The organism is Pseudonocardia abyssalis (genome assembly GCF_019263705.2).
Lineage (GTDB): Bacteria > Actinomycetota > Actinomycetes > Mycobacteriales > Pseudonocardiaceae > Pseudonocardia > Pseudonocardia abyssalis.
On record NZ_JADQDK010000001.1, the window covers coordinates 3,818,471 to 3,845,461 of the forward strand.

General features: G+C 73.3%; 23 protein-coding genes. 7 read left to right on the forward strand and 16 right to left on the reverse strand.

The features are described from left to right. Positions 1–4: 4 nt before the first annotated feature. From I4I81_RS18570 to I4I81_RS31450, 5 genes are all read right to left on the reverse strand, one after another. Positions 5–622, reverse strand: coding sequence for a rhomboid family intramembrane serine protease (locus tag I4I81_RS18570; protein ID WP_218616221.1), 618 nt, complete (start codon positions 620–622; stop codon positions 5–7). 726 nt (positions 623–1,348) lie between these two features. Beyond that, the gene (locus I4I81_RS18575; protein WP_218603534.1) at positions 1,349–2,296 is read right to left on the reverse strand and encodes a cysteine synthase; all 948 of its coding nucleotides are present in this window, start codon (positions 2,294–2,296) and stop codon (positions 1,349–1,351) included. Between the two features lie 7 nt (positions 2,297–2,303). Next, positions 2,304–2,573, reverse strand: coding sequence for a MoaD/ThiS family protein (locus I4I81_RS18580; protein WP_218603533.1), 270 nt, complete (start codon positions 2,571–2,573; stop codon positions 2,304–2,306). Positions 2,574–2,617: 44 nt separating this feature from the next. Further along, complete coding sequence (locus I4I81_RS18585) at positions 2,618–3,196, reverse strand: M67 family metallopeptidase (RefSeq protein WP_218603532.1); 579 nt, start codon at positions 3,194–3,196, stop codon at positions 2,618–2,620. Between the two features lie 9 nt (positions 3,197–3,205). Further along, on the reverse strand, positions 3,206–4,018 hold the full coding sequence (locus I4I81_RS31450; RefSeq protein WP_308187688.1) for a GNAT family N-acetyltransferase: 813 nt from the start codon (positions 4,016–4,018) through the stop codon (positions 3,206–3,208). 124 nt (positions 4,019–4,142) lie between these two features. On the opposite strand from I4I81_RS31450, the gene I4I81_RS18600 reads away from it, so the two are divergent. Then, positions 4,143–5,801 carry a bifunctional metallophosphatase/5'-nucleotidase gene (locus I4I81_RS18600; protein WP_372453596.1) on the forward strand — a complete coding sequence of 553 codons (1,659 nt, stop codon included), beginning with the start codon at positions 4,143–4,145 and terminating at the stop codon, positions 5,799–5,801. Here the strand turns inward: I4I81_RS18600 and I4I81_RS18605 are convergent. Beyond that, on the reverse strand, positions 5,798–6,349 hold the full coding sequence (locus I4I81_RS18605; RefSeq protein ID WP_218603530.1) for a DUF2017 domain-containing protein: 552 nt from the start codon (positions 6,347–6,349) through the stop codon (positions 5,798–5,800). The two genes, I4I81_RS18600 and I4I81_RS18605, sit on opposite strands and share 4 nt — an antisense overlap. Continuing rightward, positions 6,350–6,649: an ATP-dependent Clp protease adapter ClpS gene (clpS, locus tag I4I81_RS18610; RefSeq protein WP_218603529.1), complete on the reverse strand. Its 300-nt coding sequence runs from the start codon at positions 6,647–6,649 to the stop codon at positions 6,350–6,352. A 114-nt stretch (positions 6,650–6,763) separates the two neighbouring features. On the opposite strand from clpS, the gene I4I81_RS18615 reads away from it, so the two are divergent. Continuing rightward, positions 6,764–8,059 (forward strand): nicotinate phosphoribosyltransferase, encoded by a 1,296-nt coding sequence (locus tag I4I81_RS18615; RefSeq protein WP_218603528.1) that lies wholly within the window; start codon positions 6,764–6,766, stop codon positions 8,057–8,059. Continuing rightward, on the forward strand, positions 8,056–8,601 hold the full coding sequence (locus I4I81_RS18620) for an isochorismatase family protein (protein WP_218603527.1): 546 nt from the start codon (positions 8,056–8,058) through the stop codon (positions 8,599–8,601). Before I4I81_RS18615 ends, I4I81_RS18620 begins: the two co-directional genes overlap by 4 nt. Here I4I81_RS18620 and I4I81_RS18625 read toward each other — a convergent pair. Beyond that, on the reverse strand, positions 8,598–9,476 hold the full coding sequence (locus I4I81_RS18625) for a thioesterase family protein (RefSeq protein ID WP_218603526.1): 879 nt from the start codon (positions 9,474–9,476) through the stop codon (positions 8,598–8,600). The two genes, I4I81_RS18620 and I4I81_RS18625, sit on opposite strands and share 4 nt — an antisense overlap. 391 nt (positions 9,477–9,867) lie before the next feature. Between I4I81_RS18625 and I4I81_RS18630 the strand changes: the two genes are divergently transcribed. Together I4I81_RS18630 and I4I81_RS18635 are read left to right on the forward strand one after the other, a co-directional pair. Further along, on the forward strand, positions 9,868–11,865 hold the full coding sequence (locus I4I81_RS18630; protein ID WP_226363451.1) for an ATP-dependent DNA helicase: 1,998 nt from the start codon (positions 9,868–9,870) through the stop codon (positions 11,863–11,865). A gap of 311 nt (positions 11,866–12,176) precedes the next feature. Next, entirely contained in the window at positions 12,177–13,094 is a 918-nt protein-coding gene (locus I4I81_RS18635) for a hypothetical protein (protein ID WP_218603524.1), read from the forward strand. Positions 13,095–13,365: 271 nt separating this feature from the next. Here the strand turns inward: I4I81_RS18635 and I4I81_RS18640 are convergent, their stop codons facing one another. The 5 genes from I4I81_RS18640 to ctaD are packed head-to-tail and all read right to left on the reverse strand — an operon-like array spanning position 13,366 to position 20,184. Next, a complete protein-coding gene (locus tag I4I81_RS18640; RefSeq protein ID WP_218616222.1) occupies positions 13,366–15,306 on the reverse strand; it encodes an SEC-C metal-binding domain-containing protein in 1,941 nt (646 codons plus the stop codon). A 14-nt stretch (positions 15,307–15,320) separates the two neighbouring features. Continuing rightward, positions 15,321–16,499, reverse strand: coding sequence for a winged helix DNA-binding domain-containing protein (locus I4I81_RS18645; RefSeq protein ID WP_218603537.1), 1,179 nt, complete (start codon positions 16,497–16,499; stop codon positions 15,321–15,323). Positions 16,500–16,527: 28 nt separating this feature from the next. Beyond that, entirely contained in the window at positions 16,528–17,205 is a 678-nt protein-coding gene (locus I4I81_RS18650; protein ID WP_218603538.1) for an aminoacyl-tRNA hydrolase, read from the reverse strand. After that, positions 17,202–18,425, reverse strand: a complete 1,224-nt coding sequence (gene serB, locus I4I81_RS18655) for a phosphoserine phosphatase SerB (protein ID WP_218603539.1) — start codon at positions 18,423–18,425, stop codon at positions 17,202–17,204. Before serB ends, I4I81_RS18650 begins: the two co-directional genes overlap by 4 nt. Before the next feature lie 4 nt (positions 18,426–18,429). Further along, positions 18,430–20,184 (reverse strand): aa3-type cytochrome oxidase subunit I, encoded by a 1,755-nt coding sequence (gene ctaD / locus I4I81_RS18660; protein WP_218603540.1) that lies wholly within the window; start codon positions 20,182–20,184, stop codon positions 18,430–18,432. Between the two features lie 176 nt (positions 20,185–20,360). On the opposite strand from ctaD, the gene I4I81_RS18665 reads away from it, so the two are divergent. Continuing rightward, positions 20,361–21,194 carry an ABC transporter permease gene (locus I4I81_RS18665; protein WP_308187689.1) on the forward strand — a complete coding sequence of 278 codons (834 nt, stop codon included), beginning with the start codon at positions 20,361–20,363 and terminating at the stop codon, positions 21,192–21,194. On the opposite strand, the gene I4I81_RS18670 is transcribed toward I4I81_RS18665, so the two are convergent. From I4I81_RS18670 to I4I81_RS18680, 3 genes are all read right to left on the reverse strand, one after another. After that, positions 21,139–21,927 (reverse strand): PIG-L family deacetylase, encoded by a 789-nt coding sequence (locus I4I81_RS18670; protein ID WP_218603541.1) that lies wholly within the window; start codon positions 21,925–21,927, stop codon positions 21,139–21,141. The two genes, I4I81_RS18665 and I4I81_RS18670, sit on opposite strands and share 56 nt — an antisense overlap. Positions 21,928–22,184: 257 nt before the next feature. Further along, entirely contained in the window at positions 22,185–24,020 is a 1,836-nt protein-coding gene (locus tag I4I81_RS18675) for an AAA family ATPase (RefSeq protein ID WP_226363452.1), read from the reverse strand. A gap of 75 nt (positions 24,021–24,095) precedes the next feature. After that, on the reverse strand, positions 24,096–25,223 hold the full coding sequence (locus tag I4I81_RS18680; protein ID WP_218603543.1) for an NDMA-dependent alcohol dehydrogenase: 1,128 nt from the start codon (positions 25,221–25,223) through the stop codon (positions 24,096–24,098). Between the two features lie 158 nt (positions 25,224–25,381). Between I4I81_RS18680 and I4I81_RS18685 the strand changes: the two genes are divergently transcribed. After that, positions 25,382–26,977 (forward strand): benzoate-CoA ligase family protein, encoded by a 1,596-nt coding sequence (locus I4I81_RS18685; RefSeq protein ID WP_218616223.1) that lies wholly within the window; start codon positions 25,382–25,384, stop codon positions 26,975–26,977. Positions 26,978–26,991: the final 14 nt, after the last annotated feature.

Sequence of the window (26,991 nt, forward strand, 5' to 3'; positions counted from 1 at the left end):
GAGCCTACGTCGCCGGGAGCACCGGCTCGGGTCGGTCGGCGCGGGCCACCATCCACGCGGCGAGCACGCCCGCGGCCGCCCCGAACAGGTGCGCCTGCCAGGAGATCCCCGGCTGCCCGGGCAGCACGCCGAACAGGATGCCGCCCCAGACCAGGAACAGCACGATCGCCACCGCGATCTGGCGCCCGCTGCGGGCGAAGAACCCGCGCGTGAGCAGGAACGCGAGCCAGCCGAACACGAGCCCGGACGCCCCGATGTGGTAGCTGTTGTCGTCGCCGGTGAGCCACACGCCCAGCCCGCCGAGCAGCCAGATCGTGGCCGTGACCAGCACGAACTGCCGGATACCGCCCGCCATCGCGAGGAACCCGAAGATCAGGAACGGGAGGGTGTTGGCGGCCAGGTGCGCCCAGTCGTCGTGCAGGAGCGGGGCCCAGAGGATGCCGTCGAGATCCCCGGTGTCGCGCGGGACGATGCCGTTGAACTGCAGTGTCTGTCCGGAGATCACGTCGGCGACCTCGACGACGTAGAGGAACACCGTGAACACCAGCATCGTGACCGCCGAGCGGCCGGGGGCGGCGGGCAGCACGCGGCCGATTGTGCGGCGGGGCACCGGGGCGGTCATGGTTCCGAGGGTACCGACGGGACCGGGGGTGGGAGTGGGCCGAACGCCCGACCGGACCCCGGCGAGTTTGCCACCACCACCCGGCGAGTTTGCCGACGGCGCCCGGCGAGTTTGCCACCACCACCCGGCGAGTTTGCCGACGGCGCCCGGCGAGTTTGCCGCAGACGCTCGGCGAGCTTGCTGCATCGCCCGGCGAGTGAGCTGCAGTCGCCGGCGAGTGTGCAGGTGGCGCTGGGCGAGTTCGGCGACGGTGCTCGGCGGGTTCGTCGCTGCCGATCGACGTGATGGTCGGTAGGCATTCCGGGGCGTCTCAGACGCGCAGCCGGGTGCCGGTTTCGGCCGTGGTCCGGCTACCGCGGGCCAGGACGCCAGCCGGTCGGACACGCGGTCGATCCGGGCGGTGGGGTTGCGGTTCGGGACCACCGGACGTCTCGCCCCACCCGGCAGGAGGGCTGGGTCGGGAGCCGGGCACGTCGGTCGGGGACGGCCGCCGACCCAGCCAGGCAATCCGGTTGTTCCTCGGGCGACCCGCCACCCGGCCGGCACCCGCGCACCCGTACCGAGGAGGGCCACCGTCGATTGTTCGGCGACCGCCCGACCACGAACCCAACGATGCGCCGAACGGTCCCTGAGCTGCGACGATTCGCTTCTGCTCGAACACATGCCCCGGGCCGCCACCACCGCCGGACGTCCCCGGCGGCGGCTGGTTCGCCCGCGCCCAGGGCGCTAGGCCCAGAGGTGGCCCTCGATGCCGTCGGCGGCGTCGTCGAGCTCGCCGCTGTAGGCACCCGTCGACAGGTACTTCCAGCCCGCGTCGCAGACGATCAGCGCGATGTCGGCGCGGTCGCCCGCGCCCGCCGCCTTCTCCGCGACGGCCAGTGCGGCGTGCAGGATGCCGCCGGTGGAGATGCCCGCGAAGATGCCCTCGCGCTCCACCAGCTCCCGGGTACGGCGCAGGGCGTCGTGACTGCCGACGGAGTAGCGCGCCGTCAGCACCTCGGGGTCGTACAGCTCCGGCACGAAGCCCTCGTCGATGTTGCGCAGGCCGTAGACGACCTCGCCGTAGCGCGGCTCGGCCGCCACGATCTGCACGTCGGGCTTGTGCTCGCGCAGGTACCGGCCGGTGCCCATGAGCGTGCCGGTGGTGCCGAGACCGGCGACGAAGTGGGTGATCGTCGGCAGGTCACGGAGGATCTCCGGGCCGGTGGTGCGGTAGTGCGCGTCGGAGTTGGCCGGGTTGCCGTACTGGTAGAGCATCACCCAGGTCGGGTTCTCCGCCGACAGCTCCTTGGCCATCGCGACGGCCTGGTTCGAGCCGCCCGCCGCGGGCGAGGAGATGATCCGCGCGCCGTACATCTCCAGCAGCTGGCGCCGCTCGATGGAGGTGTTCTCCGGCATCACGCAGATCAGGTGGTAGCCCTTGAGCTTGCAGGCCATCGCCAGCGAGATGCCGGTGTTGCCCGACGTCGGCTCGAGGACCGTGCAGCCGGGGGTGAGCAGGCCGTCGGCCTCCGCCTTCTCGATCATGGCCAGCGCGGGGCGGTCCTTGATCGAGCCGGTGGGGTTGCGATCCTCCAGCTTCGCCCAGAGCCGCACGTCGGCACTGGGTGAGAGGTTCGGCAGCCCGACCAGCGGCGTGTCCCCGACCGCCGCGATCAGCGAGTCGTACCGCATCGGATGATCAGCCGCCCGCGACCGCGGGGAGGATCGTGAACGTCGAGTTCTCCTTGACGGGGGCGTCGAGGCCACCGGAGAAGCGGACGTCCTCGTCGTCGACGTAGATGTTGACGAAGCGGTGCAGCTTGCCGTCGTTGAGCAGGCGACCGGCGATGCCGCTGTGCTTGGCGTCGAGGTCGGCGATCACCTCGGCGACGGTGCTGCCCGTCGCCTCGACGGACTTCTCGCCGTCGGTGTGGGTGCGCAGGATGGTGGGGACGGACACGGTGGCCATGCGAATGCTCTCCAGGTGAAGGACGGACGGGGTCGAGACGGACGTCAGCCGAGGTCCGGGACGTCGTCCGCGCCGGTGTGCGCGAACATGTAAGTCTCCACGACGTCGACTTCTTCCTCGGTGACCACACCGTCCACGATCCGGAACGACCGCAGATCGTGCCCGCGCACCCGCGGCTCGGCGTCGGGACGCGTCGAGACGATCACGTAGTGGATGCGCGGGTCGTTGGCCGGGCCGGACGCCACGTCGATGTCGACCTGCGACGGGTACGCCTCGCTGCGTGTGTGCGAGTGGTAGATGACGGTCGGCCATTCGTCGGCGGCGTCCATCGCGCGCTGCGCGCGCAGCCGTTCCTTGACGTCCCACGTGTAGTACGTCAGTGACGAACGTCGCTCGCCCCGGTACTCCGCGTGCGCCTCGCCCAGCACGAGGGCGCGGTGGGCCTGCTCGCGCTCCTGCGCCTCGGCGTCGCCGGTCGGCTTCGCCGCGTTCGTCATCCGGAAGAACCGCTCGGGCCGCTCCGTGCCCTCGGCACCCGCGATCATCCCGCACGCCTCGTGGGGATGCTCCGCACGGGCGTGCGCCATGATCTCCTCGACGAGGTCGGCGCGGATCTGCAGCACCACGCCAGCCTACGTGGCGTTCCCGGGCGGTCGCACCCCGGCGGCGGATGCGGTCACAGGGCGGCGAACCAGGCAGGTGTCACCGGGCGGGGCGAAGCCGTAGCGGGTGTAGAGGTCGTGGGCGTCGTCGGTGAACAGCACCCAGCGGATCCGCCCCGGCCCGTCGAGCATCGCCTCGACCAGCGCCTTGCCCAGCCCGGCGCCGCGGGCGGAGCGGAGCACGAAGACGTCGGCGAGGTAGCCGAACGTCACGTCGTCGGTGACGGCGCGGGCGAAACCGACGAGCTCCCCCGTGTCGCGCCGGTACGCCCCGACCTGCCGCCGGGACGCGGCGAGCTGCGCCTCGAACCCGGCGCGGGTCCGTGAGCCGTTCCAGTAGGCCTCGGTGGACAGGAACGCCCACACGGCGTCGCGGTCGACGCGGCCCGGGTCGTCGTCGGTCTCGTACTCGCCGACCACCACGCGGGTGGAGCCCTCGGGCAGCCCCGCCAGCACCTCCATCGCGTCACCCGCCCGCTCGACGGAGACGAACAGGTGGTCGTGGTGGAACCCCGCGACCGGGTTGACGCTGATCCCCCGCGCCGCCAGCGCCGCCGTCACCCGGGCGAGCAGGCCCACGCCGTCGAGCGCGGTGTACGCGCGCAGGGTGATCCACGCGCAGCGGTAGGTCGCGGCCAGGCCGAGCCGCAGCGCGTCGGCCTCGGGCAGCACCACGGTCCGGCCCTCCCGCTCGACGATCGACGCCACCGGCTCGACGTCGATCGTGGTGCCGGGCGCGAGGGTGGCGAACACGTGCACCCCGTCGTTCAGATCGATGTTCACACCGCCGAAACTAGATCGCCCCCGTTCCGGTCGGCACGGATTTCCGGTCGCCGCGATACTCGCGCCCGTGCCGTCGCAGACCCGGAAGCTCTCGCGTCCAGCCGTCGTCGCTCTCGTCGCCGTCCTGGTCCTGGTCGTGGCCGGGATCGTCGCGCTGGAGGTGCGCAACGTGCGCGGTTCCGCGCCGGTCGCCGGCGGCGAACCGGTGCCGGTGCGGATCGTCGCGTTCAACGACCTGCACGGGAACCTGGAGCCGCCGTCGGGCTCGTCCGGCGAGGTCGACGACGCCGCGGGCACGTCCGTGGAGGCGGGCGGTGCGGCCTACCTCGCCGCGCACGTCGCGCGGCTGCGGGCCGAGGCCGCGAACACGGTCCTGCTGTCGTCCGGCGACAACGTCGGCGCCTCCCCCGTCGCCTCGGCGCTGTTCCACGACGAGCCCACGATCGAGGTCCTCGACGCGCTCGGGGTGGCCGCGAGCACCGTCGGCAACCACGAGTTCGACGAGGGCTCCACCGAGCTGCGGCGGCTGCAGGACGGCGGCTGCCACCCCGTCGACGGCTGCGTCTTCCGCCCCGACTTCGACGGCGCGTCGTTCCCGTTCCTCGGCGCCAACGTGCTCGACACCGCGGGCGCACCGGCCCTGCCGACGAGCACGGTCGTCGAGGTGGGCGGGGTCCGGATCGGCGTCATCGGGGTGACGCTGCGCGAGCTGCCGACCGTCGTCACCGCCGAGGCGGTGGCCGGCCTGACCTTCGGCGACGAGATCGCCGCCACCGACGCCGCGTCGGCCGAGCTGACCGCCCAGGGCGTCGCCGCGCAGGTGCTGCTCGTGCACCAGGGCGACGAGGGGGCGGGCGGCGGCCCGTCCGACTGCTCCGTCGAGCCCGGCGGCGCGGGCTCGGCGATCGCGCGGGGCGTGGGTGCCGACGTCGACGCCGTGTTCACCGCACACACCCACCAGCAGTACGTCTGTGCGCAGCCCGACCCGGCCGGGAACCCGCGCCCGCTGGTGCAGGGCCTGTCGTTCGGGCGGCTGCTGTCGGTGCTCGACCTGGTCGTCGACCCCACCACCGGCGACGTCGTCCGCGAGAGCACCACCGCCCGCAACGAGGTCGTCTCCCGCGACGTCGAGCCGGACGCGGCGGTGCAGGCGATCGTCGACGAGGCCGTCACCGACGCCGCGCCGATCGCGGACGAGCCCGTCGGCTCGATCACCGCCGACCTGCTGCGCAGCGGCGGGCCGTCGGGCGAGACCCCGCTCGGCGACGTCATCGCCGACGCCCAGCTCGCCGCCACCCGCGACGCCGGCGCCCGGGTCGCGATCACCAACCCCGGCGGGATCCGCGCCGACCTCCCGTTCGCCCCCGACGGCGTCGTCACCTACGGCGAGGCGTTCACGGTGCAGCCGTTCGGCAACATCATGCAGATCATCACGCTCACCGGCGCCCAGCTCGACGCGGTGCTGGAGCAGCAGTGGGCGGGTCAGTCGAGCCCGCGGATCCTGCAGATCTCCTCGACGCTGCACTACAGCTGGTCGAAAGCCGCGCCGGTCGGCGACCGCGTCACCGCGATCACGATCGACGGCGTCCCGGTCGACCCGGCCGCGCCGTACCGCGTGGCCGTCAACAACTTCCTCGCCGCCGGCGGCGACAACTTCACCGCGTTCGCCGACGGCACCGACCTCACCGGCGCGGAGATCGACCTCGACGCCCTGCTCTCCTATCTCGGCGCCAACCCCGGGCTGGCCCCGCCCGCGCAGGACCGGATCACGGTGACGGACTAGCGGACCTGCATGCGGCTCTGCACCAGTGCGTCCTGCACGAACGTCAGCCACTGGTAGACCCCGAGGTGCGACGAGCGGGGGTCGTCGGGGTCGAGCTGCTCGGGCATGTCCTCGCTGACGTCGAGCGCCGTGCCCAGCGCGAGGCGGACGTCGTTGAGGGCGGCGAGCCAGGCGTCGGCCTGCTCGACCGTCAGCTCGATCTTCCCGCCCGACTCGGGCAGCGTGTCGAGCACGAGCGTGGCCGCGGCGTCCTTGGCCTCGATCAGCTCCGGCTCGTGCAGCGAGCGCAGACCGGCGGCGAGGTCGGCGTCCTCGGTGGTGAAGTCGGGCAGCAGCCGGGCCAGCACGCGGTCGTCGGGGCGCGTCGACGGGCCGGTGCGGATGCCGGTGATCATCGCGAGCTCGTCGGTCGGGTTCTGCTCGACGCGCCCGGCGAGCATCTGCTTCACCTCGGCGACGAGCCCGCGCAGCACCGCGGCCTCCTGCGCCTCCAGCGACGCGACGAGCCGCACCTTCGACCCGCGACCGGACTTCTTCCACCCGTTCATCTACGACGCCTTCTGCATGGTCGCCCACAGCCCGGCCGCGTGGAGCTTCGCCACGTCCGCCTCGATCTTGTCCTTGTCGCCCGCCGACACCGCGGCCTTGCCCTTGTGGTGCACGTCGAGCATCAGCGCAGTGGCCTTCGGTTCGGGGTAGCCGAACAGCTTCTGCAGCACGTAGGCCACGTAGGACATGAGGTTGACCGGGTCGTTCCAGACGATCGCCTGCCACGGGACGTCACCCGCGACGTCCTCCTCGACCGCGGTGTCCGTCTGCCGAGTGGGGGCGGGAAGCGGCGCCGTCATGTCTCCCATGGTGGCACGGGACATAGGGTGCGTTCCCATGAGGAAGCGTCAGCGACCGGATCATCGGCGCAGCGTGGCCGCGCAGCGGGCGACCGAGGGCAGCGAGGGAGCACGATGAGTGGTGGCCCGCAGGCGGGCGGGGTCTCGACCGCCCTGCTCACCGACCGCTACGAGCTGACGATGGTGGCCGCGGCGCTGGCCGACGGCACCGCCGACCGCAGCTGCGTGTTCGAGGTCTTCGCCCGACGCCTCCCCGACGGGCGCCGCTACGGCGTCGTCGCGGGCACCGGGCGGCTGCTGGAGTCGATCACCCGGTTCCGTTTCGGCGACGAGGAGCTGGCCGCACTGTCCGGTGTCGTCGACGCCGCCACGCTCGACTGGCTCGCGGCCTACCGCTTCACCGGCGAGATCGACGGCTACCCCGAGGGCGAGCTGTACTTCCCGGGCTCGCCGATCCTCACCATCCGCGGCACGTTCGCCGACGCGGTGATCCTGGAGACGCTCGCGCTGTCGATCCTCAACCACGACTCGGCGATCGCCTCCGCGGCCGCGCGGATGGTCACGGCCGCGGCCGGGCGCCCGCTGATCGAGATGGGGTCACGGCGCACCCACGAGGCGTCCGCCGTGGCAGCGGCCCGGGCGGCGTACCTGGCCGGGTTCGGTGCCACATCGAACCTGGAGGCCGGGCGCAGCCACGCCATCCCGACCGCCGGCACCGCCGCGCACGCCTGGATCCTGCTCCACGACGACGAGCTGGGCGCGTTCCGGAGCCAGGTCGAGGCCCTCGGCGCCGACACGACGCTGCTCGTCGACACCTACGACATCCGCCGCGGCGTCGAGCTGGCCGTGCAGGCCGCGGGCACCGGACTGGGCGCGATCCGGATCGACTCGGGCGACCTCGGCGAGCTCGCCCGCCAGGCCCGCGAGCAGCTCGACGCGCTCGGCGCCGTCACCACGAGGATCGTCCTGTCCGGCGACCTCGACGAGTACGCGATCGCCTCGCTGCGCGCCGAACCCGTCGACTCCTACGGCGTCGGCACGTCCGTCGTCACCGGGTCGGGGGCGCCGACGGCGGGGATGGTCTACAAGCTCGTCGAGGTGGACGGGCGGCCGGTCACGAAGCGCAGCGCGGCGAAGGAATCGCGCGGCGGGGCGAAGTCGGCGGTGCGCCGGTTCAAGCCGACCGGCACCGCGGTGGAGGAGGTCGTGCACGCGGTCGGCTCCCGCGTCCCGGTCGGGCCGCACGACCGCGTGCTGCCGGTGCCGCTGGTCCGCGGCGGCGAACCGGTGCCCGACCTGCCGACGCTCGACGAGTCCCGCGAACGCCTGCGCGGCGCGCTGGTGTCGGTGCCGTGGGAGGGCCTCAAGCTCTCGCGCGGCGAGCCGGCGATCCCCACGGTGTTCGCGTGACGAGGGCGTTGATCGTCGTCGACGTGCAGAACGACTTCTGCGAGGGCGGCTCACTGGCCGTCGCCGGGGGTGCCGCGGTGGCCGCCGCCGTCTCCGCGCGGATGGGCGGGTACGACGTGGTCGTCGCCACCCGCGACCACCACGTCGACCCGGGCGACCACTTCTCCGACACCCCGGACTTCGTGCACAGCTGGCCGCCGCACTGCCGCGTCGGCACGCCGGGGGCGTCGTTCCACCCGGCGCTCGACGTGGGGCCGGTGCAGGCCGTGTTCTCCAAGGGCGAGTACACCGCCGCCTACTCCGGCTTCGAGGGCGCCGACCCGTTCGGGGTGACGCTGCGCGACTGGCTCGTCGAGCGCCGCGTCGATGCCGTGGATGTGGTGGGCGTCGCCACCGACCACTGCGTGCGGGCCACCGCGCTCGACGCCGCGGCGGCCGGGCTCGACACGACCGTGCTGCTCGACCTGTGCGCGGGCGTCGCCCCGGACTCGACCGCCCGCGCGCTCGACGAGCTGCGGGCGGCCGGAATCTCGGTCTCCTAGACCTTCCGCATCCGGAAGGGCTCCAGCGTCGCCGACAGCTCGACGAGCCCGCCGTCGACCGCCTGCGCGTGGTGGGCGCCGGTCGCCTGCGCGAGCCCGATGCAGCGGGGGCCGTCGAAGAGGCCGCAGGCGTAGGTGACGGTCTCCGCGTCGAGTTCCAGGACGCCGACGCGCAGCTGGTAGATGCCCGGGTAGTGCACCTCGGCGAGGTACTGGACGGTGAGCGAGCTGGGCTGCAGGCCGTCGAGCGGGCCGCCCGTCGGGTAGCCGAGGACGTCGAGGTGCAGCTCGGCGAGCGCGTCGAGGTACCAGCCGGCGAGCGCGACGTTGTTGACGTGGCGGTTGGTGTCGATGTCGCCGAAGCGGGTGCGGATGTCGAGCCGGAACGGGTAGGCCTCGCGGACGACGAGGTCGCGGCCGCTGCGCGGGGACGGGTCGCCCACCACCCGCAGCCCCTCCAGCGCGGCGCGCACGGGGTCGGGCAGCGGGGTCGGGCCGTCGGCGGTGGCGTGCACGCTGACCGACTCCCCGGTCGCGACGCACTCCTCGCCCGCGAACACGGCGTAGACGTAGGTGAACGAGGTCGACCCGACGTGCGTGACACCGAGCCCGATGCGGTACTGCCCGGCCACCCGCAGCGGGGCGAGGACGTCGACGCGGACCGCGGCCAGCAGCAGGCGCATCTCGCCGCTCAGGCGCGTACCGAGGTCGCCGCCGAAGGTGTCGCGCTCCACGGCGACGCGGGCGTCCTCGAACCAGCGGACGAGGGCGTCGCGCCCGATCCGGCGGCTGGGGTCGAGGTCGCTGTAGCGGGCCGGGTGCTCGACGAGCACGGGGAACGAGGCGGGTTCGAGGCGCAGCTGCGTGGCGGTCACTTCGTCCATTGTGCCTTCGCTCGAACAGGTGATGGCATCGGCCCCGGACAGCCGAACGCCGCCTGCGGTGGACACAGGCGGCGTTCGAGGACACGAGTCAGCGGGCTACCAGGCGTGCGCGGTCGGCCGTGTGGGTGGTCTCGGCATCGAAGGACGGGTGTCGCCGTCCGATGCAGACCCACGGCCTGGTGCCTTCGCGGCGTGCTCCGCGTGGGTACCCGGTGCTCGTGCCGGGAACTGCGACCGGGAGGACGGATCTTCTCCACCGATCCGGCCTTGGCCTGTCGCCGTTCCGTGACACGATTTCTACCCGGGTGTGCCCATGGTCACAAGGGGTGTGCGTCGAACGGTTCCGGTCCGGGTTCCCCCACCGCCGAGTAGCCTCCTCCGGGTGCCGGCCAAGACCTCCCTCCCTGGTGTCGCCGAGCTGCTGGAGGCCGCGGTCGATGCCGTCGGCGGCACCCGGCGCGAGGGCCAGGACGCGATGGTCCAGGCCGTGCGCACCGCCCTGAGCAGCGGCGAGCACCTCGCCGTCCAGGCCGGCACGGGCACCGGCAAGTCGCTGGCCTACCTCGTGCCCTCGATCCACCACGCGATCGCCAAGGACAGCACCGTCGTCATCTCGACGGCGACGATCGCGCTGCAGCGCCAGCTCGTCGACCGCGACCTGCCCCGCCTGGCCGCGGCCCTGAAGCCGCTGATCGGGCGCGCGCCGACGTTCGCGATCCTCAAGGGTCGGCGCAACTACCTGTGCCTCAACAAGCTGCACGGCCCCGACGACGTCGACCCCGAGGACGAGCTGTTCGACCCGTTCGCGGTCTCCGCGATGGGCCGCGCGGTGAAGCGGCTGCACGAGTGGGCCGACACCACGAAGAAGGGCGACCGCGACGAGCTCGTCCCGGGCGTCACCGAGGCGGTGTGGCGGCAGGTGTCGGTCACCGCGCGGGAGTGCGTCGGTGCGTCGAAGTGCCCGGTGGGCGACGACTGCTTCGCGGAGCTGGCGAAGGCCGAGGCGGGCAAGGCCGACATCGTCGTCACCAACCACGCACTGCTCGCGATCGACGCGCTGGAGGGCCGCCCGGTCCTCCCCGAGCACGACGTGGTGGTCGTCGACGAGGCGCACGAGCTGGTCGACCGCGTCACCGGCGTCGCCACCGCGGAGCTGACGTCCGGCATGGTCGGCGCGGCCGCGCGGCGCCTCGGCAAGCTCGTCGACCAGGCCGTCGCCGACCGGCTCGCCGAGTCCGGCGAGGGCCTGGCGATGGTGCTCGACGACCTGCCGCCCGGCCGCTGGGACGCCCTGTCCCCCGCCGCGTCCGGGGTGCTCTCGACGATCCGCGACAGCGCCGGGGAGTGCCGCCAGTCGCTCGGGCCCGAGCGCAAGGACGACCCCGACGCCGCCGTGGCGCGCAAGCTGGCACTCGCCGCGCTCGACGAGGTGTCCGAGGTCGCCGTCCGGCTGATCGAGGCGTTCGCCGAGCCCGACCCGTCCAAGCGCCGCGACGTCGTGTGGCTGGGCGAGCAGGGGCCCGACGGCTCCCGGCACAAGGTGCTGCGCGCCGCCCCGCTGTGGGTGGGCGGGCTGCTGCGCGAGCGGCTGTTCGGCCGGTCGACGGTGGTGCTGACCAGCGCCACGCTGGCGCTGGGCGGCAACTTCGACGCGCTGGCCCGGCAGTGGGGCCTGCCGCCGTCGGACGCCCCGTCCGACGAGCTGGGCGCCCCGAAGTGGTCCGGGATGGACGTCGGGTCGCCGTTCGCACACGCGAAGAGCGGGATCCTCTACGTCGCGAAGCGGCTGCCGCCACCCGGGCGCGACGGCCTCGCCCCCGCCACCCTCGACGAGATCGCCGGGCTGGTGGAGGCCGCGGGCGGTCGCACCCTGGGCCTGTTCTCGTCCACCCGTGCGGCGAAGCAGGCCACCGAGGCACTGCGCGGTCGGCTGGGCACCCCGCTGCTGTGCCAGGGCGAGGACTCCACCATGCAGCTGGTGAAGAAGTTCGCCGAGGACGACGCCACGTCGCTGTTCGGCACGCTGTCGTTGTGGCAGGGAGTCGACGTGCCCGGCCCGTCGCTGAGTTGCGTGATCATCGACCGCATCCCGTTCCCCCGGCCCGACGACCCCCTCGTCGCGGCGCGGCAGCGCGCCACCGACGCCCGCGGCGGCAACGGCTTCCTGTCCGTCTCCGCCACCCACGCCGCCCTCCTGCTCGCCCAGGGCGCCGGGCGGCTGCTGCGGGGCATGGACGACCGCGGTGTCGTCGCCATCCTCGACTCCCGCCTCGCCACGGCCCGCTACGGACGCTTCCTCCGCGCGAGCCTGCCCCCGTTCTGGGAGACCGACGACCGCGACAAGGTGCACGCGGCCCTGAGGCGCCTGCGCGGAGCCTGAGTGCGCCTCGCGGCGGCGCGCAGACGTCGTCGCCACGCACGTCCGGCCGTCACGCCCGGCCGCCGCGCGCACGTCCGGCCGCAACGCGCACGCTCGAGGGTGCGCGTCGGGGCACGAGGTGCGCGTGGGCCCGTCGGGGAGCCGAGCACGCTTCCCACGCGCACCCCCGACCGTCACGCGCACGCTCGACGGTGCGCGCGAGGGGGGACGGTGCGCGCGCGGCGAGGCGGTTATCCACATCGGACCCGGTTGTCCACAGCTGCGGCGTCGGGGGTTCCGCGGGGTGCGGGCGTCCCACCAGAGTCGTGGCCATGAGCATCCCCCCACTCACCCTCCGCCGTGAGCTCCTGGGCGCGGGCTGGACCAGTGCCGAGGTGCAGCGGATGCGGCAGTCGGGCGTGCTGAGCCCCGTCCGCCGTGGCAGCTACGTCCGGCCACTCGATCCGCAGCCCGACACCCCGGAGGCGCAGCACCTCCTCCTGATCCGGGCCACGCTCCCCCACCTCGCACCGGGCTGGGTGCTGAGTCACACCTCCGCAGCAGTGGCCCTCGGACTCCCGGTATGGGGCCAGGACCTGACCCGGGTGCACGTCTCCCGCGACGGCAGCGGTGGCGGCCGGCTCACCCGCGGGGTGCACCGGCACGTGTCGCCCCTGGTCGAGGAGGAGGTGACCGTCGTCGACGGGTTGCGGGTCACCACGCCGGCCCGCACCGTCACCGATGTGGCGCGGACGGTGCCGTTCGAGCAGGCGGTGGTGGTCGCGGACGCCGCGCTCGCGATGCTGCCGCTGGACCGTCCGGCGCTGCTCGCCGCGCAGACCCGGGCCGAGCTCTGGCGGGGGGCCCCGCAGGCTCTGCGTGCGATCCGGTTCGCCGACGGCGGGGCGGGCAGCCCCGGTGAGTCCCGCAGTCGGGTGGCGATGCACCGGGCCGGCCTGCCACCGCCGGTGCTCCAGTACGAGATCCGGACGGGCGACGGCGCGGTCGTCGGGCGGGTCGACTTCGCCTGGCCGCAGCTACGGACGGTCGGCGAGTTCGACGGGAGGATCAAGTACGGCAGGCTCCTCGATCCGGGCCGGTCCGTCGGTGACGTGCTCTTCGAGGAGAAGGTGCGCGAGGACGCGATCCGCGCCTGCGGCTGGCGCATGGCCCGCTGGATCTGGCGCGACATCGGTTCCTTCGACCCGGTCGCGACGCGGCTCCGGCAGTTCTTCACCACCGGCGGGTGAGCAGGCGTCGCCCTCGGCCCGGAGGCACACCCGTCGCCGTCGTGGGTGGCGACGTCGCTCGCCGTCCCCTGCACCCCACGCGCAGGTTCACGCCCGCCGCGCACTCTCGACAGTGCGCGTAGCGACAACACGTGCGCGCGGAGCGGCGCGCGGGTTCCGGCCGCACCCCACGCGCACCTTCGCCGCCCACGCGCACCCTCGACGGTGCTCGGGGCGTAGCGAGGTGCGCGGGCGTAGCGACGGCGTGCGCGCCCGCCGTCGGCGTGGGCGGTCAGGTCGGAGCGGGGGTGAGCGGGAGGTGGGTCGCGGCCCAGGCCAGCAGTGGTGACGGGTCGCCCACGTCGAGGAGTTCGCGCAGGTCGGACTCCGCGGCGGGCGGGACCGGGAGCACCGCGCCGACGAACCGGTGCCCGCCGCCGCCGTCGGGCACGGCGCGGGCGCAGAGCAGCGCCCCCACCTCGACCGTGGTGCTCGCGGTGCGCTCGGTGATCGTGACGGCTTCCCCACCCCGACGGTCGCGCACGTCGAGCCCGTCGCCGGGTCGGACGGCGAGCACCTCGTAGAGCGCGCGGTCGGCGTCGAGCCAGGACGCACCCAGCGCCGCCTCGTCGGCGGGGAGCAGCGGCCCGCGCTCGGTGAGGAACTGTGCGAACCATCCGCCCTCGTGCAGCGCGGCGTCGGCGGTGAACGGGTCGACGTAGGCGGCGTCGAGATCACCCGCGTCGCCCGCGCGCCAGGACGCGTAGTCGATCAGGTCCTCCTCGGCCGTGCCCCCGCGTCGCTCCAGGTACGCGATCGACTTGCGCCACAGCCAGCCCACGCGTTCCGCGAGCGGCGGCGACATCGGCCGCCCGCTGTGGCACTGCTTGTACTTGCGCCCCGACCCGCACCAGCACGGTTCGTTGCGGCCCGGCTCGGCGCCCAGCCCGGAGGCGGCGCGCGCGGCGAAGGCGAGATCGGGGTCGTCGTCGGGGGTGCCGATCGAGCGCCAGCGTCCGGTGGCCGCGGCGGCGTGGCCGCGGTCGGACTCGTACCAGGCCAGGCGGTCCTCCACGAACGGCCAGCCCTCGGCCTCGCTGCACGCCGCCCGAAGGTGCGACTCGGCGTCGAGCACCCGTCCGTCGCGCTCGGCCGCGGCGGCAGCCATCCACCGCGCGACGGCGGCGCGGGGCGAGGTGCCCGCCGCGGCGACCATCCGGTCGGCGAGCACGACGTACGCGGCGAGCCGCTCCGCGTCGCCGTCGACGAGCAGTTCCTCGGTGACCGCGACGAGGACGTCGGGCTCCTGCAGCAGTTCCAGCGCGCGGCGCAGGGTGCCGGGATCACCCGCGGGGTCGGCGAGCAGGTCGAGCGCCTCCAACGCGGTGGTGGCGGCGCCGTCGGTGCCGAGGCGGTCGATCAGGCGCCAGTGCCGGTCGGCCTCCTCCCCCGCGGCCCACACCGACTCCGCGTGCGCGAACTCGGGCCCGCGCCGCTCCAGCCCCGCCGCCGCAGCCAGCTCCGAGAGCGGTGGCACCGGGGAGGCGAAGACCGCGCGGTCGGCGACACGCGCCCCGAGCACGAGGTTCTCCGCCGACACCGGCAGCCCCGGCTCGTCGGGCGAGTCCAGCTCGGCCTCGTACGCGGTACGCACCCGCGCGAGGAGGTCGGGCGGGACCACCGGGTCGGCGTCGAGGACGGAGAGCTCGACTCCCCCGTCGGCGGTGACCCGCACCGCGAGCAGCGCGTCGGCCGGGAGCGCGGCGAGCCAGTCCTCCGGGCCGATCCACGACAGCTCCCCGTCGACGTCGTCGACGTCGAGGTGCTCGTCGCCGACGTGGGGTGCGGGCACGCGCACGAACCCGGCGAGGTCGACGTCGAGGACCAGGAAGCCGCCCTCACGCTCCTCGGCGGTGAGCCGGTGGGTGAGCACCGCACCGGCCATGAGCTCGGGGGCGTGCACCACGACCTCGGGCGCCAGCAGCGTGATCGGCGACGACGGGTCGAGCATCGCCTCGTCGCCCGCGTCGAGCAGCAGTTCGTCGTCGGCGGGGAGACCGAACCGGGTGGCGAGCTGCGCCTCCAGCTCCTGCGCCCCGAGCACGACGCGGGTGCGCGCCAGCTCGACGTAGGCCGCCGTGACGGTCTCCACCGGCGGCCGCTCCACGGCCGCGCCCGGGCGCCCGCGCCGGGTACCGCCCCGGGCCAGGACCCGCTGTCTCGACGTATCCACCCCTCAACCCTGGTTCACGCCATGAGCTCGGCCTGCACCGGGGCCGGGTAGCGCACGGCGAACCGCACGTCGCCGAGCAGGCCCTCCAGCTCGTGGGCGTGGCGCTCCAGCTCCGCGACGGCCTCCGCCCCGACGTCGGCGAGCAGCCGCATCGCGATCACGCCGTCCCTGCGCTGCACCCAGCTGCCGACGATCCGCCCGTTCACCCACAGCATCGGGCCGCCGTTGCCGTTGCGGTCGAACAGGAGCGGCGCGTGCTCGGGATCGAGGTGGAAGCCCCGCTGCTTCCACCCCATCGTCGACGGGTCGAGGCCGGGCAGGAGCCGCGCGGAGGGTTCCGGCGGCGCCACCGGGTCGACGTCGTCGGGCAGCACGTAGCCGGTGCCCTCGTCGAGCTCCACCTGCACCGCCCCGACGTCGGCGAGCGCGGTCTTCGTGGTGGCGACCGTCCAGCCCGCCCACCACGCCACGTCGGTGCGGGTGGCGGGTCCGAACGCGCGGAGCCAGCGCCGCACCAACCCCGCCGCCGACTCACGCACGTCGGCCTCGCCGAACCCGCCGGGCAGCCACGGGTCGGCCGCGGCCCAGCGGTACTGGCCGTTGATCCACGTCCCCGTCGGGCGGGCCCGGATGACGTGCCCGGTGAAGCCCAGTACGAGCAGGACGCGGGAGTGCGCGGCCTGCGTCGCCGCGAACTTCCCGGCGCCGATCGTCAGTGGCCGCGCCAGCTCGGGCAGCCGCGTGCCCACCTCGCGGGCGGTGAGCGGGCCCTCCGCGGCGAGCAGCGCGTGCACCCGCTCGTCGGCGGCGGCCAGCCACGCCCCGGGGTCGGCGATGCCGCTCGCGCCGATCGACGCCAGCAGGTCGCGTCGCTGCACCCGCGCGACGGCCAGGGTGGCCCCGTGGTGGGCCAGCCGGGCCGCGTCGTGGCCCAACACCCACAGCGTGCGGCGCATCGCGTGGTGGCGGATCAGCGTGCGGTCGTCGTAGAGCGCGGCTGAGAGCGGCTCCAGCGCAGGCGTGCGCATGCGCGCCGCCACCGACAGGTAGACCGTGACGGGGTCGGTGGAGTGCAGCGCGACGAGGTCGTCGGTGATCGCGACGACGTCGTCGGTGCGCGCGGACGGCACGTGCCGGTGCCGCAGCGCGAGGCGGGCGCGGCGCTCGGCGGCGTCGATACGGCGGGCGGTCACCGGCGCAGCATGCCAGCGACCCCCGACATCATCGGGCGATGCAGGTGATCGTGCCCGGCGCCACCTCGGTGAACCCGGCGTCGCGCACCGGCACCCCGGCGGGGTCGGCGCACAGCCGTTCCCACTGCTCCGGCTGCACGGAGCGCACGGCGAACGCCGGCACCGCGGTGAGCCCGCGCGCCGCCGCGTACAGCATCGACGCGTGCCCGACCTGCGCCGCGGCCTTGCCGACGGTCATCTCCAGCGCGGCGTTCACCCAGATCACCGGGCCGTCGGGGGCCGGACCGGGCGAGTCGGGCTCGAGGTCCGTGCCGCCGATCTGCAGCCGCCCGAGGACGCGCGGCACGTCGTCGACGGGGCCGGGCAGCAGCGCGCGGACCTGCGCGTCCCCCACCGTCCACGTGACGCCCGGCAGGTCCTGCACCGCCGCCCAGTGGGCACCGCGGGCCCGGCGGGCGATCTTGCGGATCCGGCTCGCCACCCACGTCGACACGGCCTCGTGCCACTCCCCCTCCGGCTCGGCGCGCGGGTCGAGGCACAGGGCCAGAGCCGCGGCGGCGGCCGCCTCCAGCACCGGTGTGCGCGACGCGGGCGGCTTCTCCAGCCGCAACACCAGCGGCATCGCGCGGACGACGCCGTCGGGTTCGGGCGGGACGACGACCCGCGGCCCGGTGAAGCGGCCCACCAGCGGCGCGAGCGCGGTCACGCGATCGGCACGCGCCGCGCGATGCCTTCCGCGGCGTCGGCCCGCTCGATGTCGTCGCGGGTGATCCCCAGCACGAACAGCACGACGTCGAGGTAGGGGTGCGACAGCGCGGTGTCGGCGACCTCGCGCAGCGCGGGCTTGGCGTTGAACGCGATGCCCAGCCCCGCGGTGGCCAGCATGTCGATGTCGTTGGCCCCGTCGCCGACGGCCACGCACTGCTCCAGCGGCACCCCGTACGTCTCCGCGAAGCGCCGCAGCGCGACGGCCTTGCCCGGCCGGTCGACGACCTCGCCGAGGACCCGGCCGGTGAGCCGCCCGTCGGCGATCTCCAGCTCGTTCGCCGCGCAGAAGTCCAGCCCCAGCTCCTCGGCCAACCCGGAGATGACGCGCGTGAAGCCGCCGGAGACCACCCCGCAGCGGTAACCCAGGCGCTTGAGCGTGCGGATCGTGGTGCGCGCGCCCGGCGTCAGCTCCAGCTCCGAGGCGACCTCGGCGAGCACCGACTCGGGCAGCCCTGCCAGCACCGCGACGCGGCGGCGCAGGGACTCGGTGAAGTCGAGCTCGCCCGCCATCGCCGCCTCGGTGACGGCCCGGACCTCGTCCTCGGCCCCGGCCCGCGCGGCGAGCATCTCGATGACCTCGCCCTGGATGAGCGTGGAGTCGACGTCGAACACGATCAGTCGTTTGCTCCGCCGCGCCAGCCCCGCCCGCTCGACGGCGACGTCGACGCCCGCGGCGCGCGCCACCTCGACCAGCTTCGTGCGCAGCGTGCCGGGCGGGTAGTCCTGCGAGCTCTGGCCGGGCACCGGGGAGACCATCAGCTCCAGGCCGGTGACCGGGTAGTCGGCGACGCGGCGGATGGCGTCGATGTTGGCGCCCGCGTCGGCCAGCGCCTGCGCGATCGACCCGAACGCCCGCGCGGAGATCGGCCGCCCGGTGACCACGACGACGTGCGTGGAGTGCCGGACCGACGGGTCGGCCCCGATCGAGGTCTGCACCTGCATCGAGATGCCCGCCATCGCCTGCTCGACGGCCTCCTGCAACCCCTCGGGGTCGTGGTGCGCCGTGACCAGCGCACCCAGGGTGAGCCGGCCACGGATGACGACCTGCTCCACGTCGACCAGGTCGACGCCGTGCCGGGTCAGCGCGGCGAAGAGCACCGAGCTGACACCGGGACGGTCGGGTCCGGTGACCGTGATGAGGACGCTGGTGTCGGCCACCGCGTCAACGGGACTTGGGGTCGCCGTTCGGCTGCTCCTCGCGACCGACGGCCTGGGTGAGCATCTCCGACGGGGCGGCGTGGCCGCCGACGTGGGCCTCCTCGCGGAAGCGCTCGACCAGGTGCGGGTAGTGCAGCTCGAACGCCGGGCGCTCGGAGCGGATCCGGGGCAGCTCGGTGAAGTTGTGCCGCGGCGGCGGGCAGCTCGTGGCCCACTCCAGGGAGTTGCCGAAGCCCCACGGGTCGTCGACGGTGACGACGCGCCCGTAGCGGTAGCTCTTGAAGACGTTCCAGATGAACGGCAGCGTCGAGGCGCCGAGCACGAACGCGCCCACCGAGGAGAACGAGTTGAGGAACGTGAACCCGTCCTGCGGCTGGTAGTCGACGTAGCGGCGCGGCATGCCCTCGTTGCCTACCCAGTGCTGCACCAGGAACGTCATGTGGAAGCCGACGAACGTGGTCCAGAAGTGGAACTTGCCCAGCGTCTCGTCCATCATCCGGCCGGTCATCTTCGGGAACCAGAAGTAGATGCCGGCGTAGGTGGCGAACACGATCGTGCCGAACAGCACGTAGTGGAAGTGCGCCACCACGAAGTAGGTGTCGGAGACGTGGAAGTCGATGGGCGGCGACGCGAGCAGCACGCCCGTCAGGCCACCGAAGAGGAACGTGGCGAGGAAGCCGACCGAGAACAGCATCGGCGTCTCGAACGTCAGCTTGCCCTTCCACATCGTGCCGATCCAGTTGACGAACTTGACGCCCGTGGGGATCGCGATGAGGAACGTGGTGAAGGAGAAGAAGGCCAGCAGCACCGCACCGGTGGCGTACATGTGGTGCGCCCAGACGGCCACCGAGAGGACCGCGATGGCGATCGTCGCGTAGATCAGGGTCTTGTAGCCGAAGACCGGCTTGCGGCTGAACACCGGGAAGATCTCCGAGACGATGCCGAAGAACGGCAGCGCCACGATGTAGACCTCCGGATGGCCGAAGAACCAGAACAGGTGCTGGTAGAGGATCGTGCCGCCGTTGGCGGGGTCGAACACGTGCGCGCCGAGGTGCCGGTCGGCCAGCAGCCCGAACAGGGCGGCGGTCAGCACCGGGAACGCAATGAGGATGAGCAGCGCCGTCACGAAGATGTTCCACGTGAAGATCGGCATCCGGAACATCGTCATGCCGGGCGCGCGCATGCAGACGATCGTGGTGATGAAGTTGACGCCACCGAGGATCGTGCCGAGACCGGAGACGATCAGGCCGACGATCCATAGGTCGCCGCCGGCACCCGGGGAGTACGTCGCGTTGCTCAGCGGGGTGTAGGCGAACCAGCCGAAGTCGGCGGCGCCACCCGGCGTGAGGAAGCCCGAGATGACCGTGAGGCCGCCGAAGAGGAACAGCCAGTAGGAGAACGCGTTGAGCCGCGGGAACGCGACGTCGGGGGCGCCGATCTGCAGCGGCACGATGTAGTTCGCGAACCCGAAGAGGATCGGGGTCGCGTACAGCAGCAGCATGATCGTGCCGTGCATGGTGAAGAGCTGGTTGTACTGCTCGCTGGACAGGAACTGCTGCCCCGGCACGGCCAGCTCACCGCGCATCAGCAGGGCCATCGCGCCACCGGCCAGGAAGAAGCCGAACGACGTGACCATGTACAGGATCGCGATGTCCTTGGGGTCCGTCGTCCTGAGCATCTTCAGGAACGTGGAACCCTTGCCGGTGCGGCGCGCCGGGTACGGGCGCGACGTGATCGGCTTGGGGGCGACGGCTGTCACGTGTTCACTCCCTGCGGTGGTCTGTTGAGCTCGGGTCGGAGCTTAGCTCTACTCGCTGTCGAAGGCCCACCGGGCGTCGCACCGAACCTGTGACGACGGCCGTCCGGGGCGTCCTGCACCCGTTCGGAGGATGCCGCGGTGGCGCGGTCCGGCCGCGCCGCACAGGATCTCGTCACGTGAACATCGTGATCGGCCCGGCCCTGGCCGTGGCCATGGTGGTGGCCGTGCTGTTGGGTGCGGCAGTGGCCTGGGCGGCGCGGCTGGGCACCTCGCGCGCCACCGTGACCGCCGCCCTGCGCGCCACGCTGCAGCTGGGCGTGGTGTCGATGCTGATCGGCGGCATCGTCGGGTCGTTCGCGCTGAGCGCCCTGTTCGTCGCCGTGATGGTCGTGGTGGCGGCACGCACCGCAGGACGGCGGATGACCGGCAGCGGCAGCGGCTGGTGGGCGGCGTTGCCGGTCGCGGTCACCCCGCTCCCGGTGGTGGGGGCGCTCGTGCTGGCCGGGGTGGTACCGGCGAACGGGATCTCGGTGATCCCCACGGCGGGCATCCTCATCGGCGGCACGATGACGGCCACCGCGCTGGCCGGGAAGCGGGCCCTGGACGAGCTGGAGGCCCGTCGCGGCGAGGTCGAGGCGGCGCTGTCGCTGGGGTTCGTGGCCCGGGACGCCGCGATCGAGATCGCCCGGCCGTCGGCGGCGTCGGCGCTGGTTCCGGTGACCGACCAGACCCGCACGGTGGGCCTCGTCACGCTGCCCGGCGCGTTCGTGGGCATGCTGCTCGGCGGGGCGTCCCCGGTCCAGGCCGGAGCGGTGCAGCTGCTCGTGCTGGTGCTGCTCCTCGCCGTGGAGACCGTCGCGGTGGCGCTGGCCGTGGAACTGGTGTGCCGGGGCCGGATCCACCGCGACACCGAGCCCGCGGCGATCCGGGCCGAACGGGCGCACCCCGGGCGCTTCAGCGCAGGGGGAGGAACAGCTCCTCGAAGATCTCCGGCGCCGACGCCGGGTTGATCGGCGGGTCGACGATGTAGAACTCCGTGCCCATCCCGAGGGCGAACATGGGGTCGGGCATCGTCAGCATGAAGTGGTCGGGGCCCATCTGGCTCGCGTGGGCCCGCATCGACGCGCGCTTCTGCTCGACGAAGTCGACGGCGTCGACGCGGTGGGTGATCTCGGCCTCGGCCTTGCCCATCGTGTCGAGGCCGGGGGGCGGGGTGAAGTCCGGGTTCTGCGCCTTGAGGCCGCGCAGCATCCAGTCGCGGTTGATCGTGCCCTGCACGACGACCGGCACCGCCGACAGCTCCGCGGCCCGTTTCCCCACCCGGTGCACCTGGATGTGGTCGGGGTGGCCGTAGCCGCCGTTGTCGTCGTAGACGGTGAGGACGTCGGGCTCCTCCTCGTCGAGGATCACGGCGAGCCGCCGGGCCGCGTGCTCGACGTCGGCCTGCCAGAAGCAGTACGGGGCCTCGTTGCTCGGCTCGCCGATCATCCCGGAGTCGGTGTAGCCGAGGAACTCGACGCGCTTCGCGCCGATCACCGCGGCGGAGGCGTAGCACTCCGCGGAGCGCCGCACCGGCAGCTGCTCCCCCGGCTCGAGCACGCCGGGGACGGGTTCGCCCAGCTCACCGCGGGTGGCGAAGACGAGCACCACCCGGTGCCCTGCCGCGGCGGCCCGGGCCAGGGTGCCGGCCGAACCGATCGACTCGTCGTCGGGATGGGCGTGAAAGGAGACGATGGTTCCCACGTCACCGAGCCTACGGCCCCGGCCCGACCGCCCGCGTAGAGCCGTGCGCGTGCACCTGCAGATCGTCCCGCCCGACGAGCACTCCACGACGTGCGCGCGTTCACCGGCGCCGGGGCGGACGCGGTGGCCGTCCACCTCGGCCCCACGACGGCACGGCGGGGCGGAGGGCCGAGTTCGCGCGCCGCGCCGGCCTCCGAGACCGGCGCGCGCCGCACGCCACGGCCCGCGGCGGGGCGACGACGTGCGACGAGCAGCGATCAGGCCAGGATGCGGGTCAGCGCCGGGGCGATCTCCGCCAACCGCTTGACGACCTGCGCCCGTCCCCCACCCCGGGTGGCCAGCGGGAACGCCGCGGCCTCGGCCTCCGGCCCGCCGAGCGGGACCAGCACGTGCAGGCGGTCGATGCCGCCCAGCGCCTCGGCCGGGTCGTCGCCCGCGGTGTGCAGGCAGTCCGACAGCAGCACGACGAACCGCTCGTCGGCCACCGCGGACGCGAGCTGCTTCGACGCCTCCCGCAACCCTGCCGCGAGGTCGGTGGTGCCGTGGCCGCGCAGCGCGATGAGGTCCGACAGCAGGTCCTCCGGTGGGCGCCGCACCCCCTGCGCCTGCAGCACCTTCACCCCCGCGCCGAACGCGAGCACGGACGGCTGCAGCTGCGGCGGCCCGTTCTCGTTGGCCACCACCACCCCGGCCGCGGCGACCGCGGCCAGCGCGACCGCGAGGCCCTTCATCGACCCCGAGATGTCGACGACGAGGCAGACCGCGCGCCGGTGCGCGGTCCACGTACGGGTGACCAGCTCCTCGGGCCGCCGCGACGCCGACGGGTCCCACGCCTCGAGCGTGCGGTCGAGGTCCAGGTCGCCGTCGAGGCGCCGCGACGGACCGAGCCGCCGCGTACCCCGCGCCTTCGCCGGACCGACCCGCCCGAGCCGGATGAACACCCGTCCCGCGAGCCGGCGCGCGGCCGCCCGCAGCTGCACGTCGGTGGCCACGGCCATGTCGGCGAGCATCGCCGCCGCGCCCTCCGGGTCCTCGCCGGCGAGGCGGTCGAGGGCGTCGACGTCGAGTTCGCCCGGCTCGGGAGAGACCTCCTCGAACGACGGGTGGTTGGCCGCGATCTGCTGCCGACCCTGGGTGCGGCCCGGCTGCTCGCGGCCGGGGCGCGACCGCTGCTGGAAGCCCGGGTTGTGGCCCGGGCTAGGAGCTTTTCCCTCTGCGTCCGGGGACTCCGTGTCGTCAGGGGACTCGGTCGGGTCCTCGTCGGTGGGCCAGTGCGCGTCGAGCAGCTCGTCGATCACCGACTCGGCGGTGCGGTCCACACCGTCGACGATCCGGATGCGACCCGACAGCGCGGCGTAGGCGGCGTCGCGCGCGGTCTCCCTCGACGGTTCGGTCTCCTTGCGGAGGTCGGCCAGCCCGGTGAGCACGAGTGACAGGTCGATCGCGCCACGGACGGACGAGCCCATCCGCACGTCGCGGTGCTCGCGGGTCGCGCGGGTCAGCGTCACCGACAGATCGACCCACGTGCCGGCCAGCCCGCTGACCGATGCGGTGATCGCCCGCTCCCCGTCGAGGTCCTGGTAGCCCAGCACGACGCGGCACATGCGGTCGGCGATGGCCTGGCTGACGCGCGCGGTGCCGACGGCGTCGAACGGGTTCATCGCGGCGATCAGCCGGAAGTCCTTGCCCGCGTGCACGGTGCCCAGGCGCGGGACCGCGATCTCGCCCTCGGTCAGTACGGTGATGAGGACGTTGAGCGTCTCCTCGGGCACGCGGTTGAGCTCCTCCATGTAGAGCAGCCCGCCGGTGCGCATCGCGGTGATCAGCGGGCCGTCGACGAAGGAGTCGGGCTGGTAGCCGGTGGCGAGCACCTGCGACGGGTCGAACTGGCCGACCAGCCGCGCGGGCGTCAGCTCGGCGTTGCCCTCGACGAACACGACCTCCTGCCCGGTGTCGCGGGCGATCGAGCGCAGCAGCGTCGACTTGCCGGTGCCCGGCGGCCCTTCGATGACGACGTGCCGGCCGGTGACGAGCGCGACGGTGAGCACCTCGCGCTCACGGCGCAGGCCGACGACGGGGGTGGGCGTGGTCACTCTGTTCCTCTCGTGGACACACGGGAACGGCACCCCCGTGGGGGTGCCGTTCACCGGTGGGGGAAGTGCGGGACGTCAGCTGTAGACGATGACGCCCTTCTGGTTCGTGCCCGCGTGCATGGCCTCGTAGCCCTCGGCGACCTGGTCGAGGGTGTAGGTCGTGGTGATGACCTCGTCGAGCTTCAGCACGCCGGCCCGGTAGAGCTCGATCTGACGCAGGATGTCCCAGTTGGGGTTCGACTCGCCGAACAGCGAACCCTGGATGCGCTTCTGGAACAGCGTGACGTCGGCCAGCGAGACCGGCAGCGGGGTGGTGTCGGCGATGTTGCCCAGCGCGGTGACGACGACGGTGCCCGCCTTGCGGATCGACGCCATGGCCTGCCCGACGTACTCGGGCTTGATGACGCCGACGGTGATGATCGCCGAGTCGGCACCCTGGCCGTTGGTGAACTGCTTGGCCAGCTCGGTGGCCTCCTCCATCGTCTCGACGCCGTGGGTGGCACCGAGCTGGGTGGCGTTCTCGCGCTTCAGCGCGATCGGGTCGACGGCGATGATGTTGGCCGCACCCGCGTGCGCCGCACCCTGGACCGCGTTGATGCCGACGCCGCCGATGCCCATGACGATGACGGTGTGTCCGGGCTGGACCTGCGCCGAGTTGACCGCGGCGCCCCAACCGGTGCCGACGTTGCAGCCGAGCAGGCAGACCTTGTCCAGCGGCAGGTCGCTGGGGACCTTCACCACGGAGTCGGCGGAGACGGTGGTGGTCTCCACGAACGTCGAGATGCCGCACATCTGGCCGACGGGGGTGTCGGTGCCGGCGAGCTTGAGCCGGAAGCTGGAGGTGTCCTCCCAGCGCGAGCCGGCGAGCAGGCCCGCGCCGAGGTCGCACAGGTTCTGCTGGCCCGAGGCACACCAGCGGCAGTGACCGCAGGAGGGCAGGAACGAGAAGACGACGTGGTCGCCCTCCTTGATGCCCTTGTGGTTGGCCGGGGCCTTGGTGACGATGCCCGCGCCCTCGTGGCCGCCCGCGAACGGGTAGACGCCCACGGGGATGTCGCCGGTGGCGATGTGGTCGTCGGAGTGGCACAGGCCGGAGGCCACGAGCTTGACCTGGACCTCGCCGGGACGGGGGTCGTCCACCTCGAGGTCGACGACCTCGTACTTGCCGGGTGCCTGACGGACGATCGCTCCGCGAGTCTGCATGTGTTCTCCCTTGAACAGTCGGGGGTTCGGTAGCCGCATTGCGGCGCGCCACACGGTTCATAGCAGGGTGCGCATGTCTTGGGAAGATCTACGGAAACGTTGACGGCCGACCGCCCACCAGTAGAGTCCGGTGACCCCGAACACGGAGCGCCACCACCATGACGGATTCGTTCAACGCCGCCACGTTTCTGACCGAGGACCGCGTCACCGCGGGGGACGCGGACCGGGTGGCGATCCACCACCCCGGCGGGTCCCTCACCTACCTCCAGCTCACCGAGGAGGTCCGGCGCGTCGCCGCCGGGCTCGTCGCGATCGGGGTGCGTCCCGAGGAGCGGGTGCTGCTCGCGATGGTCGACGACGTCGAGCTCGCCACGGGCATCCTCGCCGCGATGTACGTCGGCGCGGTCGCCGTGCCGTCGTCGACGATGCTGACCGGGCCCGAGCTGGCCAAGCTCGTCGTCGACTCGCGCGCCCGCGTCCTGCTGGGCAGCAGCGAGTTCACCGCCTCGGTCACCATCGCCGCCACGGGGGCACCGGACCTGCGTCACCTCGTCCTCACCGGCGACACCGCACCGGAGGTACCCGGCGTCACGACGCTCACCTGGGACGAGCTGCGCACCGCCGAGCCCCTCGACGCGCCCTACCCGACCTGGGAGGAGTCGCCCGCGCTGTGGCTCTACACCTCCGGCACGACCGGCACGCCGAAGGGCGCGATGCACCGGCACGCCGACATCCGCTTCGTCTGCGACACCTACGCACGTGAGGTGCTGCGGATCGGGCCCGACGACGTCTGCCTGTCCGGCGCGAAGCTGTTCTTCGCCTACGGCATCGGCAACTCGCTGTTCTTCCCGCTCTCGGTCGGCGCGGCCACGGTGCTCGAGCCCGCCCGCCCGAACCCGGCGCGGTTCGGCGAGCTCACCGCGCAGCACGGCGTCACCCTGTTCTTCGGCGGCCCGAGCTTCTGGGGCCCGCTGATGGCCGCCGACCTGCCACGCGAGCAGTTCGCCACCGTCCGCAACGGCGTGTCGGCGGGCGAGGCCCTGCCCGCGCGGATGTTCCACGGCGTGCGCGACCAGTACGGCTTCGAGATCCTCGACGGCATCGGCTCCACCGAGGCGCTGCACATCTTCATCTCCAACTTCCCCGGCGCCGTGGTGCCGGGCAGCTCCGGGTTCCCCGTCCCCGGCTACCGCGTGGAGCTGCGCCGCACCGACGGAACGGTGATCGACGGACCCGACGAGCCCGGGATGCTCTACATCGCGGGCGACTCGATCTGCACCGGCTACTGGTGTCGCACCGAGGTCAACCGCATGGTGTTCCAGGGCGAGTGGATGCGCACCGGCGACCAGTACGTCCGCGGCGCCGACGGCAGCTACACCTGCCTGGGCCGCGCCGACGACGTGCTCAAGGTCGGCGGAATCTGGGTCAGCCCGTCGGAGGTGGAGACCCGGTTGATGGAGCACCCCGGCCTCGCCGAGGCCGTCGTCGTCGGGGTGCCCGACACCGACGGGCTCGACAAGCCGGTGGCCTACGTCGTCCCGAAGCCCGGGGTCGTCGTCGACGCCGACGAGGTCATCGCGTTCTGCCGGGCCGGGCTGGCGGCGTTCAAGCGGCCGCGGCTCGTCGTCGAGGTCTCCGAGCTGCCGCGTACCGCGACCGGGAAGATCCAGCGCTTCCGGCTGCGCGAGCTGGCCGCGGCCACCGTCGCGCCGGCCCCGCAGGCCGTCACCGACGTGGCGGAGGCGCAGGGCTGAGCGGTCCCCGCTCG